9 protein-coding genes and 4 pseudogenes are annotated in these 12,671 nt (G+C 69.2%); 6 read left to right on the top strand and 7 right to left on the bottom strand.

Annotated features, from left to right (window positions below):
* Both nbrcactino_RS18225 and nbrcactino_RS13235 read right to left on the bottom strand, forming a co-directional pair.
* Positions 1 to 222: pseudogene (locus tag nbrcactino_RS18225) on the bottom strand (amidohydrolase family protein); the annotation flags it as partial.
* Positions 223 to 320: 98 nt separating this feature from the next.
* On the bottom strand, positions 321 to 524 hold the full coding sequence (locus nbrcactino_RS13235) for a hypothetical protein (RefSeq protein ID WP_161928042.1): 204 nt from the start codon (positions 522 to 524) through the stop codon (positions 321 to 323).
* Positions 525 to 1,541: 1,017 nt separating this feature from the next.
* Here nbrcactino_RS13235 and nbrcactino_RS13240 point away from each other — a divergent pair.
* From nbrcactino_RS13240 to nbrcactino_RS13255, 4 genes and pseudogenes are all read left to right on the top strand, one after another.
* Positions 1,542 to 2,335, top strand: a pseudogene (locus nbrcactino_RS13240) (lysophospholipid acyltransferase family protein).
* 4 nt (positions 2,336 to 2,339) lie between these two features.
* Complete coding sequence (locus tag nbrcactino_RS13245; protein WP_161928043.1) at positions 2,340 to 3,980, top strand: AMP-binding protein; 1,641 nt, start codon at positions 2,340 to 2,342, stop codon at positions 3,978 to 3,980.
* Entirely contained in the window at positions 3,977 to 5,437 is a 1,461-nt protein-coding gene (locus nbrcactino_RS13250; protein WP_161928044.1) for a wax ester/triacylglycerol synthase domain-containing protein, read from the top strand. Before nbrcactino_RS13245 ends, nbrcactino_RS13250 begins: the two co-directional genes overlap by 4 nt.
* 11 nt (positions 5,438 to 5,448) lie before the next feature.
* Positions 5,449 to 6,591 (top strand): alpha/beta fold hydrolase, encoded by a 1,143-nt coding sequence (locus tag nbrcactino_RS13255; RefSeq protein ID WP_161928050.1) that lies wholly within the window; start codon positions 5,449 to 5,451, stop codon positions 6,589 to 6,591.
* Between the two features lie 134 nt (positions 6,592 to 6,725).
* On the opposite strand, the gene nbrcactino_RS13260 is transcribed toward nbrcactino_RS13255, so the two are convergent.
* The 5 genes from nbrcactino_RS13260 to nbrcactino_RS13280 form a co-directional block, all read right to left on the bottom strand.
* Entirely contained in the window at positions 6,726 to 8,057 is a 1,332-nt protein-coding gene (locus nbrcactino_RS13260; protein ID WP_161928045.1) for an alpha/beta hydrolase domain-containing protein, read from the bottom strand.
* A 2-nt stretch (positions 8,058 to 8,059) separates the two neighbouring features.
* Entirely contained in the window at positions 8,060 to 8,458 is a 399-nt protein-coding gene (locus nbrcactino_RS13265) for a carboxymuconolactone decarboxylase family protein (protein WP_161928046.1), read from the bottom strand.
* Positions 8,455 to 9,324 carry an NAD(P)-dependent oxidoreductase gene (locus nbrcactino_RS13270; protein ID WP_161928047.1) on the bottom strand — a complete coding sequence of 290 codons (870 nt, stop codon included), beginning with the start codon at positions 9,322 to 9,324 and terminating at the stop codon, positions 8,455 to 8,457. The genes nbrcactino_RS13265 and nbrcactino_RS13270 overlap by 4 nt, the downstream gene beginning before the upstream one ends.
* Entirely contained in the window at positions 9,321 to 10,058 is a 738-nt protein-coding gene (locus tag nbrcactino_RS13275; protein ID WP_161928048.1) for an SDR family oxidoreductase, read from the bottom strand. Before nbrcactino_RS13275 ends, nbrcactino_RS13270 begins: the two co-directional genes overlap by 4 nt.
* A gap of 147 nt (positions 10,059 to 10,205) precedes the next feature.
* Positions 10,206 to 11,672, bottom strand: a complete 1,467-nt coding sequence (locus tag nbrcactino_RS13280; protein WP_161928049.1) for an aldehyde dehydrogenase — start codon at positions 11,670 to 11,672, stop codon at positions 10,206 to 10,208.
* 97 nt (positions 11,673 to 11,769) lie between these two features.
* On the opposite strand from nbrcactino_RS13280, the pseudogene nbrcactino_RS13285 reads away from it, so the two are divergent.
* Together nbrcactino_RS13285 and nbrcactino_RS13290 are read left to right on the top strand one after the other, a co-directional pair.
* A pseudogene (locus nbrcactino_RS13285) lies at positions 11,770 to 12,369 on the top strand (TetR/AcrR family transcriptional regulator).
* A gap of 53 nt (positions 12,370 to 12,422) precedes the next feature.
* A pseudogene (locus nbrcactino_RS13290) lies at positions 12,423 to 12,671 on the top strand (cytochrome P450); the annotation flags it as partial.

The raw sequence follows: 12,671 nt of genomic DNA on the forward strand, positions 1-12,671 counted from the left end.
TCGGGTTTGTGGGCGTAGATCATCGACGTGAACGCGCGCACCCCGAACGCCTCGAGACCGTCGACGCGGGCCTGCTCGTCGGCGCGGTAGGTGATCGGCCAATCCCGGCCCAGCAGCGGGGCCGGCCGAGTCGAAGTAGGCCCAGACCTTGTCCATCACATTGCCCGGCATGAAGTGGGTGTGGATGTCGATCACCCCGGGCAGCCCGAGCGGCTCCCACAACGCTCGGACAGCAGCGGCGTCGGCCGGGGAAACGGTGTCGTCACGTCATCGTCGGAACACACTGACCCAGACTAACCCCGCCCCGCGGGCGGGTCGGATCAGTCGTCGTCGAACACCGCGTCGATCGTCTCGGTCGCCGGCCGGAAGGTGGCGCCGAGGACGCCGCGGCGTTTGTCGGGGATCGGCGGTAGAGCAGGTACTGGGCGGCGGATTCGCTGAGTTGGTCGACGCCGGCCGGACCAGCGAGCGGAAGCGTCGGCGAGCCGGCCGATCCCGAGCAGCGCGCGGTTGGGGATCGGCACGTAGCGGTGTGCCGCCCCGAGGCGTGGGCGCAGCGCCCGGGCGAGGTCGGCGCCGATGATCCGGTGCCCGCCGGCCAGGATGCGGCGCGGGCCGTGCCCGGTTCGAGCAGGCGGACGTGCAGGTCGGCCGGTCGCGGACGTCGACGAGGGTCAGCCCGCGCGGCGGTGCGGCCCAGCACCCCGACGCCGCGAGGGTGCGCACGCCGTCGCCGGCCTCCCCTCGCGGTTGCCCGGCGGCCGACGGGCCGGCGACGCCGGTGGGGTAGACGATGGCGACGGGTGTCTCCCTCGTCCTGCAGCGAGCGGACGTAGACCTCCACCGCGGTCTTGGCCTGCCCGTAGGCGCCGGCGCCCCCGGGTGACCGGCAGGTCGCCGTGCAGACCGCCGCGTCGTCGGGTCCACAGCGCGGCGATGCTCGACACGTGCACGACCGGGTCGATGCCCGCCCGCACGGCCCCGCCGATCACGTTGCGCGCGCCCGCGAGATTGCGCTGCACCACCAGGCCCGCTCCCCGTCGCGTCGGTGCCGTGCAGGGCGACCTCGGCGGCCGCGTGCACCACGGCGTCGCAGCCCTGCAGGGCCCGGGCGACGCCGGCCTCGTCGGTGATGTCGCCGACCACGGCGTCGTCGGCGTCGAACCGAAAAAGGCTGCGGCGCGGGCCAGCTTGTCAGGGGTTGCGCACGAGGAAGCGGATCTGGTGGCCGCGGCGTGGCGAATCGCAGTCGGCTGGTCCACAGCCGCCGACGAATCCTGTGTGACAACCGGGGATCGAGGACGCGCGACGGCGGTCTCCTCTGCGGTGGGAGCGGAACGACTGTGGTATCGTCTCGGATGGCGGAGAGAATCCGGGAAACGTGCCTCTATTCTAAAACTAGGCAACGAACGTTATCTAGTTTCCTCGATGGCCCGCGTGTGCGCGCCGAATGTGGAAAACGACATAAAGAAGCACAGCCAGGGAGTCGTATCGATACGAAGGGGGTGGCGACCCGTTGGCCGAAGGACAAGTCGCAGCCGGTGCCGGAGAAGGGCTCGCAAGCCCGCTGGGACCCGAGTGGGTGTCCCGCGTCCTACCGCTGCTCAAGACCATCGCCAAGGTCTACCTTCCGCTCCGAGGTGCGCGGGATGGACAAGGTGCCCGACGGGGGAGTGTTGCTGGTCAGCAACCACTCCGGCGGCATGGTCGCCTACGACGTCCCGCTCATCGCGTCGCCTTCGCCGACGAGTTCGGCGCCGACCGACCGTTGTGCACGCTGGCCCACGACCTGGTGTTCCTGGGGGCGGGAGACACCATCTTCGGCAAGTTCGGCTTCCTGCGCGCCCATCCGCGCAACGCCGTCGCCGCGCTGCGCGAGGGCATGGCGACGCTGGTGTTCCCCGGCGGTGTCTGGGACGCGATGCGGCCCACCTCGGCGTCGGCGAAGATCAACTTCAACGGCCAACAGGGTTACGTGCGCACCGCCATCATAGCAGGGGTGCCGATCGTCCCCATCGTCACCATCGGCGGCCAGGAGACCCAGCTGTTCCTCAACGACGGCGCGGGCCTGGCCAAACTGTTGCGGCTGGACAAGCTGATCCGGGCCACCCGGGCGCCGCTGACCTTCGGCTTCCCCTTCGGGCTCACGCTGGGCATGCCGCCCAACGTGCCGCTGCCGTCGAAGATGGTGACCCAGGTGCTCGACCCCATCGACATCACCGCCGAGTTCGGCGAGGACCCCGACATCGACGCCGTCGACGAGGAGATCCGGTCGCGGATGCAGGCCGCCCTCGACGAACTCGACCGCGACCGTCGATTCCCGATCATCGGGTGAGGCCATGACCGCGTTGCGCAACCGACTCAGCCACTACGCGTGGATCGTCCGCGTCTTGGTGTCCAGCGGATTCCTCACCCTGCTGCGCCCCGACCGCTACCTGCGGATGGGGTTGTCGTTGCGCCGCCAGGGCGGGACGAACGCGGTCAGCGGCATCGGCCTCGCCGCCGCCCAATACCCCGACGCCGTCGCCCTGCACGACGAGGCCGGCTCGCTGACCTGGGCGCAACTCGACGCCCGGGCCGACGCGCTGGCCGTCGGGCTCAGTGAGTCGACCGTCCGGCCGCCGCGCACCGTCGCGATCATGTGCCGCAACCACCGCGGCATCGTCGAGGCGATCGCCGCGACGATCCGGTTGGGCGCCGACGCGGTCCTGCTCAACACCGGGTTCGCCGGGCCGCAGCTCGCCGACGTCCTCAAGCGCGAACAGGCCGACATCCTCATCGCCGACGACGAGTTCGCCGGCCTCATCGACCATGCCCGCCAATCTGATTCGGGCCTGCGGTGCCTGTGGTCGTGGCAGGAGGGGATCGGCCTGCGCGCCGATCCCGGCACCGTCGAGCACCTCATCTCCTCCCGGATGGGGCAGCGCCCGGCGCCGCCGCGCAAACCCGGCCGGATCATCCTGCTGACCTCGGGCACCACCGGCACCCCCAAGGGCGCCAAGCGCGGCGCCAGCGGATCGGACGTCTCGTCGCTCGCGGCGATGCTCGACCGCATCCCGTGGCGCGGCGGGGAGACGACGGTCATCGCGGCCCCGATCTTCCACGCCTGGGGCTTCGGCCAGATGGCCATCTCGTCGACGATGCACGCGACGATGGTCATGCGTCGCCGGTTCGACCCGCAAGGCACGCTCGACCTCGTGCGCGACCACGGTGCGAGCGGGCTCGCCGTCGTCCCGGTGATGCTCGAACGGATCATGGACCTGCCCGTCGATGTGCTCGACGCCAAGCCGATGCCGACGCTGCGGTTCGCCACCGCCAGCGGGTCGCGGATGCGCGCGGAATCGCTCACCGCCTTCATGGACCGCTTCGGCGACGTGGTTTACAACAGCTACAACGCCACCGAGGCCGGTCTGATCAGCACCGCGACCCCGGCCGACCTGCGGATCGCCCCGGACACCGCCGGGCGGCCCATCGCCGGCACCCGGGTGCGGATTCTCGACGACGATCGGCGCCCGCTCCCGGTCGGCGAGATCGGCGTCATCGCGGTGGCCAACGAGTCGGCCTTCGACGGATACACCGGCACCGAGACCAAGGACTACGCCGACGGCTACATGCTCTCCGGCGACGTCGGGCGGATCGACGGGAACGGCCTGCTCTACGTCGTCGGACGCGACGACGAGATGATCGTCTCCGGCGGCGAGAACGTCTACCCGCTGGAGGTCGAGCTGGTCCTCGACGCCCACCCGGGGGTGGCCGAGGTCGCGGTGATCGGCGTCGACGACGAGAAGTTCGGCCAGCGGCTCGCCGCCTTCGTCGTGCGGTCCGGCGGTTCCGACGTCGATGCCGACGCGTTGAAGGCGCACGTGAAGAGCCAGCTCGCCGGGTACAAGGTGCCGCGCGACATCCATTTCATCGAACTGTTGCCCCGCAACGCCACCGGCAAGGTGCTCAAGCGCGACCTCACCGAGGAGGGACGATGACCGGACTGCAGCGACTGTCGGGCAACGACGCCCTGATGCTCAACATGGAGAATCCGACGACGCCGATGCACACCCTCAAGGTGGCCATCGTCGACCCGTCGCGGCGCGGCCGCCCGATCACCCTGGACGAGCTCGTCGACGTACTGCCCCACTACCTCGGACACTTCCCGCGTGCGACACAGCGCGTGGAGGCGGCATCGGCGACCTACTCGGCGCGCCCGTTCTGGGTGGCCGACGAGAACTTCGACGTCAGCGCCCACCTCGACGAGCGGACCGCAGCCGCCCCCGGCGATCGTCGGGCGCTCGACACAATCCTGACCGAGCTGTCCGTCGAACAACTCGACCGGTCGCGGCCGCTGTGGGCGCTGACCCTCGTGAACGGCCTCGCCGACGGCCAGCAGGCCATCGTCGTGCGGGTCCACCACGCCGTCGCCGACGGCTTGGCCGCCCTCAACACGTTCATGACCGCCACCGCCGAGCGGGGCGGCACGGTGGCGCCCGCCCCGGTCGGCGACATCGAGGCGGTGCAGCGCGAAGAACTGCTGCGCACTGCGCGCGCCGAGTCCAAGAAGCTCTTCCGGGAGGTGCCCAAGGCCACCGGCCGGCTGGTCAAGGGCATCGTCACCTCGCGGCGGTTCGAGAACCGGCACCTGGTGCCCAAGCCGATGGAGTCGTCGCGCAACAGCTTCTCCGCACCCAGCGGCGGCGAACGGCGTTGTGCCAGTGCGAGTCTGCCGCTCGCGCAATTCCAGCAGATCGCCGTCGCCACCGGGACCACCGTCAACGGCGCCCTGCACGGGGTGATCGCCGGGGCCAAGCGCGCCGAGATGATCGCCCGCAGCGAGGACCTGCGCTCGCCGGCGGTGACGGTGTTCGGGGTGGCCGCCGACATGGCGTCGACGCGCACCGCGGGCAATGAGATCTCCACCGCGCTGGCCTATCTGCGCACCGACATCGCCGACCCGGTGCAGCGGCTGACCGCGACCGCGCAGAGCTGTGCCGCGGCGGTCACCAAGCGGCGCAGCATCGGCTTCGAGCTGACCGACCAGATCGCGGTCTACACCGGCCGCACCGGCCCGGTGTTCCGCAAGCTGGCGGCCCCGGTCACGCCGCGCGTCGTCAACAACATCACCACGGCCAACCTGCCGGGTCCCCGTGAGACCCGCTGGGTGGGCGACATCGAGGTGGTGGACTGGATCTCGTTCGCGCTGGCGATCGCGCCGGCCGACGTGAACCTCACCGCCTACAGCTATGCCGGCCGGATCAGCATGGGGCTCATCACGACGCCGGAGTCGATGCCCGATCCGGAGGGTTTCCTCGACCGCGTGCGCGAGTCGCTGCACGAAGTGCGCACGGCGTTGGTCGAGCGGGGGATGTTGGCGGCGCAGGACGCCGACCAATCAGCGGCCAAGCCGCCCACCAATCCCGCGGCGAAGCCGCCCAAGAGAGTCGAGTAGCCATCGTGGGTCTGACCATCTGGGATACGACTGTGGCCCGCGTGGGTCTGTTCGCCAACGTCGTGCCGCGGGCCGTCGCCAGTGCGCGCGCGGCGAAGAACGGCGATGAGCGCCTGGGCATTCCGCCGTCGAAGGTCGGCGCGCGCACGGTGGGCGAGTCGGCCGTCGACGAGCTGTTCGTCGCCCTCAACTCGGTGCTGCGCGACGTGTCGGAGATCGACGACCTCGCCGCCGCGGTGCAGCGTTGCGACGCGGCCGCGCCGGTGCTCACCGAGCTCGGGGTCACCGGGGTCAACCGCCCCCAGCCGGTGCCGACGATCTTGCGGCGCAGCCGCAAGCGCTTCACCACGACGGTCTACGACCACGTCGACTTCAAGCTGGACGTCGACCTGCCCGAGCCGATGGCCGCCTATGCGCCCTACCTCGACGGAGTGTCGTCGGCGCGGGTGCTGGCCCACGAGGAGCCGGGCCGGCGCTGGATCATCTGGGTGCACGGTGCCGGGCAGGGCCGTCCCGACGACATGTTCTCGTTCCGGGCCGCCCACCTGCACGAGAAGCTGGGATACAACGTGGTGCTGCCGGTGCTGCCGGCGCACGGCGCACGGCGGCACCCCAACGTCGCCTTCCCGGGTTTCGACCCGTTGGAGAACATCGCGGTGACGATTCGGGCGGTCGCCGAGATCCGGGCGCTGGTGTCTTGGATCGGCGCGCAGGATCCGGCCGAGGTGACCATTGCCGGGACGTCGCTGGGCGGACCGTTGGCCGGACTCGTCGCCGGGTTGGAGCCGTTGGTGTCCTCGGTGTTGGCGTTGGTGCCGATGCTCGGCGTGCACACGACGCTGGCCCACCACATGGACCGGGTCGGCAAGATCGGCCGGGAGGCGGCCGCGCTGCTGCGCTCGGACAGTGTCCGAGCCGTCTCGTCGGTCGTCGACCCGCTGGCGGTGACGCCCTATGCGGAGCCGGACCGGAGGTTGGTGATCGCCGCGCTCAACGACCGGGTGACCTGGGTGACCGCGGCCCAGAAACTGCACCACCACTGGGGTGGCCGGATCGAGTGGTACGCCGGCGGGCATGTCGGCCACGTGTTCTCTGGCCGAGTCCGCGAACTCACCGACGAGTTCTTGGCCGAGGCCGCCGCTGCGACCCCCTAATCGCCGACTGGGCCCTCTTTCCCGCCGACTGGGCCCTGATCTTCGTCGACTGGGCCCTCATCTTCGTCGACTGGGCCCTCTTTTCCGCCGACTGGGCCCTCGATCTCGTCGACTGGGCCCTCGATGAGCGACGCTCAAGCGTCTTTGACGGTCTCGGTTGCTTCGACGACAAGGTCGGGTGTGGCCTCGCCAAGAACCTCGTCGCGGTCCTCGGGCACGATGAATCCGGCCGCGATCGCGGCGTCGGTGGCGTCGGCGTAGCTGCGCAGGTAGTCCGACGACGAGCGGTAGCGCTGGGCGAGCACCTCGTCGGGAATCGGGTGGGTTGACCCGAACAGCAAACAGATCCGCGAAACGGGTTCGGGCACAATGCCGCTCAACACCTGGGTCGGCACCTCGACACACGGGGTGCGGACCCCGCCGCGAACGTTGCCCACCTCGTCGGGAACGAACGCCGGGTCGTCAGATCCATTGAGCTGCAACGGCTCTGCGGAAGGCGGCGGGTCGCCGCCGCGGGCCCAGCGATCCAAATGTCGCAGTGCCGCGCGCAGCACGAACCGCTGTTGGCTGCGGTTCACCGGATCCGGGCAGCCGAGGAATTCTTCGAATGGTCCGATCTGTGCCAGGTCGGCATGGGCGGCCCCGGCCACCTCCCACACCCGCAACGAATCCGAATCTGATTGTCGCGCAAGGTAGTAGCGGAAGTTGGTGAGCAGATCGGTCTCGGTTTGCACGACGAGGACCGGCGCCCCGACGTCGGGGATGCTCGTCGGGTCTCCGGAGAACGCGACGGAGATGTCGGCCGGGCCGCCGATATCCCCGAGGGGGAGTCCGGCAACCGCCCGACTGTGGACCAGGTAGCCGTCGAAGACTTTGTGCACCGGCGCGAAGGCCGACACGTAGGTCGTCAGGGCCATCGCCGACTGCGATTCGCCGACCGCGAGGATGCGGTCGACGATCAGCCCACCCAGCGGCCCGCCCGGCCCCCGCAGCGCGGCGGCTACCGCGGCGAACAGGTCGTAGCAGTACGCGTCGCCCGGGTGCTTCATCTGGGCGTACCGCTGCGGGTCCTTCGCGGCAAGGCCGCTCGGACCGGCATCGACCTCGACCGACCCGGTGCCGCCCTCGACGCCGGTGTACTGCGCGGACACCCCGGCCCACGCGTGGCCGGCCCGGACCAGTTCCTCTGCGACGTAGGTGTATTCCGGTGCCGCGTCGGCTCCGCTGCTCACATTGAGCCATTCGACGACGAGGGTGCCGCTGAACGACTCCGGCGTGCTCGGCCGGCGGACGAGGACGCGAGTGGTGAACTCGGCCGGCGGGGCCTCGCCGTCCCGCGTGAGCCCGGACACGACGCCGGTAGCGGCGTACTCGGTCTCGGTGTAGCCGTGCGCGGCCAGGTCGGGGCCCGGCGTTGCGCTCATGAGGGAATGTCCGGCACCGCCGGTGAGTTCGACGAAATCCACGGTCAGTCCTGCTTCTGCGCCTTGCGCCAATTCTTGATGGCGGTGCCGAAGACGGTGTTCATCTTGGTGCCGACCGGCCAACCGGCGTAGTAACAGAGGAACAGGGCGATCTCCTCGAGCTGCTCGGGGGTCAGCTCCTCTTTGCCCAGTGCCGCCCCGGCTTGGATCTCCGCGACGTCGACGTGGCCGTTTCCGGCCAACAGGCCCAGGAGCAGCAGCCGACGATCACGGTCGGTGAGTGCGTCACGCGTCCACACCTCGGCGAACAGCTGATCGGCGGTGTGCGCGAAATGCAGTCCGGGACCGTCGGACATGTCCCAGCCGTACACCTCCGACATCTTCGCCACACCGCGCTTGCGGTGCTCGGTGCCCTCGCCGCCTACGGCGGTTCCTGAACTCATGCGTTGACTCCTTTGTCTTCGGCATCGGGAACACCGAATCCCGACGCGAGGTTGGCGCGGGCGATGGTGCCCAGGGGAAGGTCGACGTCGAGCTGGCGGCCCAAGGCCAAGGCCAGATCGAGATCCTTGCTGCCCAAGTTCACCACGTGGGTGAATACGCCGTACCAGAAGTCGTCGGGATCGATCGGTGCGGTGGTGTTGCGCAGCATGATTGCCCCGGCACCGCCGGTGATGGCGTCGGTGTGGCGCACCACTTTGCCGAGTTTCTCGATGTCGATCCCGGCGGCCTCGGCCAGGCGCTGTGCCTCCGACGCCGCATTGAATGAGATGAAATGCAGGAGATTGCGCGCCAGCTTCATCCTGGTGCCCGCGCCGACCTCGTCGCCCGCGTGGACGAGCATGTCGCCGGCCAACTTGAACGGCGGCTTGATCTGCTCATAGGCCTCCCGCGGTCCGCCGACCATGATGGCCAGCCGACCCTGCTCGGCGCCGGGTGCGCCGCCGGAGATGGGAGCATCCATCAGGTGGACACCCTGCTCCGCGCAGGTTGCCGACAGCTCAATCGCTGTCTCCGGGCTGATCGTCGAATGGACGGTGATCACCGTGCCCGACTTGGCCGTCGTGAGCAGGTCGCCGACCACCGAGCGCACCTGCGCGTCGTTGACGACGCAGATCCCGATGACGTCGGCCTGTTCGCCGAGCGCGGCCAGCGAGTCGGCCTTGGCTGCACCCTTCTCGACCAGCTTGGCGACGGCCTCGTCGGACAGGTCGAAGACGGTCAGGCCGCCCGGCCAGGCGGCGAGCCGCCCGGCCATCGGGCCGCCGATGTTGCCCAGGCCGACATATCCCAGACGAACGTCGCTCATGGTCGGTAGACCTGCCCGCCGTCGACGTTGAAGATCTGGCCGGTGATCCAGTTGGCCTCGTCGGAGAGGAGGAACTTGCACATGCCGACGTGGTCCTCCGGCTTGCCGAATCGCTTGAGCGGCAACTGCTTGACCATGTCCTCGACCATTTCGATCGGGGTGGTGGTGCGGGTCGCCTCGGTGTCGGTGGGCCCGGGGGCAATCGCGTTCACGCGGATGTTGTTGCCGCCCAGTTCGGTGGCGAGCTGGAAGGTGAGGTTGTTGATGCCCGCCTTGGCGAGGCCGTAGAAGCCGCTGTAAAGGTAAGCGGCGGTGGAGGACTGGTTGACGATCGAGCCGCCGTCCTTCATGTGCGGGTAGACCGCGCGGGTCACCGCCAGCGCCCCGTCGAGGTTCACGCTCATGAACTTCTTGTAGTAGTCCCACGGCACGGTGATCAGGAAGTCCAGCTTCATCCCGCCGTAGATGGCGGCGTTGTTGACCAGGCCGTTGATGTTGCCGTAGCGCTCGACGGCGGCTGCGGCGAGTGCCTCGGCGGATTCCGGGTCGGAGACGTCGGTGTGCACGTACAGACCGCCGATGTCGGCGGCGACCTTCTCGCCGGCCTCGTCGTTGAGGTCGGCGACGACGACGTTGGCGCCCTCTTCGGCCAGGCCTCGGGCGTAACCCTCGCCGATGCCGCCGGCGGCGCCGGTCACGATGATGGTCTTGTTGTCGAAGCGTCCTGAACTCATTGGGTTGTCCTATCTATTGGGTTGGTTGGGTTGGTGTGGATGGGATTGAGGGCCCACTCGACGAGATCGAGGGCCCAGTCGACGAGATTGAGGGCCCAGTCGGCGGGAATGAGGGCCCACTCGGCGGGAATGAGGGCCCAGTCGGCGTCATGCCGGCCTCGCGACGGCCTTGGACTCGAGGTATTCCTCGAAGCCGGCGACGCCCATCTCGCGGCCGATGCCCGACTGCTTGTATCCGCCGAACGGGACGTCGGCGGCGTACCAGATGCCGCCGTTGACTCCCATCGTCCCGGTGCGAACCCCGTTGACGACGTGGTTGATCCGCGTCTCGTCGGTGCCGTAGACCATGCCCGACAACCCGTACGGGGAGTCGTTGGCGATGCGGATCGCGTCGTCGTCGCCGTCGTGGGGGATGATCACGAGGACCGGGCCGAAGATCTCCTCCTGGGCCACCCGGGCGGAGTTGTCCAGGCCGGAGATCAGCGTCGGTTCGACGAAGTAGCCCTTTTCCTTGCTCGCGGGCCGACCGCCGCCGATCTCGACGGTGCCACCCTCGTCGACGGCGAGCTTGATGTAGCTCTCGACGCGCTCGCGCTGCTTGGCCGAGATGAGCGGACCGCAGATGGTGCCCGGCTTGGCCGGGTCGTCGGCGGGCAGGCCGGCCATCGCGTCGCGCGTGGCGGTGATGGCCTCGTCGAGCTTCTCGCGCGGAACCAGCAGGCGGGTGGTGATCGCGCAGCCCTGGCCGGCGTGGGTGACGACGTTGAACGCCGCCATCGAGCAGGCGCCTCGCAGGTCGGCGTCGTCGAGGACGATGAACGCGGACTTGCCGCCGAGCTCGAGGAACACCTTGGTCAGGGTTTCCGACGCGGCCACCATGACCTTGCGGCCGGTGGCGGTGGACCCGGTGAACGACACGATGTCGACGCGGGGGTCGCGCACCAGCTGCTCGCCCAGCGCGTGATCCGACGAGGTCACGATGTTCACGACGCCTGGCGGGAAGTCGGTCTCCTCGGCGATCACCTTGCCGACCAACGCCGCGGCCCACGGGGTGTCCGGGGCGGGCTTGAGGACGACGGTGCAGCCGGCCGCGAGGGCCGGGCCGATCTTGGCGAAGTTGATCTGGTGCGGGAAGTTCCACGGCGTGATCGCCCCGACGACGCCGGCCGCCTCGTAGCGGATCTCGCGCACGTTGGGGATCCCCATCGGCTTGGCCTCACCGAGGTCTTGGGTCCACTGGTAGTTGTCGGCGAGATCGGCGAAGTAGCCGAGGTCGTTGACCGGGCCCTCGAACTGCGGCCCGCCGGTGAGGAAGCTCGGGCAGCCGATCTCTTCGGTGGCCAGCGCGCGGAACTCCTCGGAGTGGGCGAGCAAGGCGTCGCGCAGCTGGCGCAGACAGGTGGCGCGGAAGGCGTGGTCGCGCGACCAGTCGGTGGTGTCGAAGGCGCGGCGGGCGGCGTCGATGGCGGCGTCGAGATCGTCGGCGCCGGCGTCGGCGGCCTGGCCGATCACCGCCTCCGTCGCAGGATTGACGATGTCGAAGGCGCCAGCCGATCCGGGGACGAGTTTTCCATCAATGAGCAGTTCGGAGCTGGTTTCCGGGCGCAAGGCCATGGGTTTCTCCCTTGTCGGAGGTCTGGATAACACTGTCTGGTCCATCGTCTGGACACCTGTCTAGACGTGAGTACGAATGTAGTGTAGCGTGGCTCACATGTCCACTCCTGCACCCACCTCGGTTTCTCAGGAATCCACTCGTCGCCGGCTCTCGGCCCAGCAGGCCGAGACGGTCGCCAAGCTGACCGACGCGGCCGTCGAGGTACTGCGCACCGAGGGCTTCGACGGCCTCACGGTCCGCGCGGTCGCCAAGCTCGCCGGCGTCGCCCCGGCCACCGCGTACACGTACTTCAGCTCCAAGAGCCACCTCGTGGCCGAGGTGTTCTGGCGCCGCCTGGCCGAGGGAGTCCCCGAACCCGATCCGGAGCTGTCGACCACCGACCGCGTCGTCGCGCTGCTGCGCTCGGTCGCGCTCATCGTCACCGGCGACGGCGACCCTCGGCGGCGCGGTCACCGTCGCCCTGCTGGGCACCGACCCCGACGTCGAGCACCTGCGCCTGCGCATCGGCGGATTCATCCGCCGCCAGCTCGCCGCGGCGCTCGAGGTCGACCCCGAGAACCCCGGCCCCGTCGTCGAAGCGCTCGAAATGCTTTATGCCGGCGGCCTGGTCCATGCCGGTATGGGCCACATGTCCTACGAGGACACCGCGACCGCCTCACCGAGGCAGCGCTACTCATCATGCGCGACAAGCGATAACCCGACCCACCCATTCCCAGCCCAGGAGAATCCGTGAGCACGACCATCGCGGGATGCAGCACCAGCTGCCATTCGACCCGTACGCCTATGACTTCCACGAGGATCCGTACCCGACCTATGCCCGGCTGCGCGCCGAGGCGCCGGTCTACTACAACTCGGACCTCGATTTTCTGGCGACCCTGTCGCGGCACGAAGACGTGCGCAACGCCTTCCGCAACAACATCGCGCTGTCCAACGCGTGGGGCGTCTCGATGGACCCGAGTGCCTATGGACCGGATGCATCGAAGTCGATGTCCTTCTGG

Origin of the sequence: Gordonia crocea, from assembly GCF_009932435.1 — a bacterium.
Lineage (GTDB): Bacteria > Actinomycetota > Actinomycetes > Mycobacteriales > Mycobacteriaceae > Gordonia > Gordonia crocea.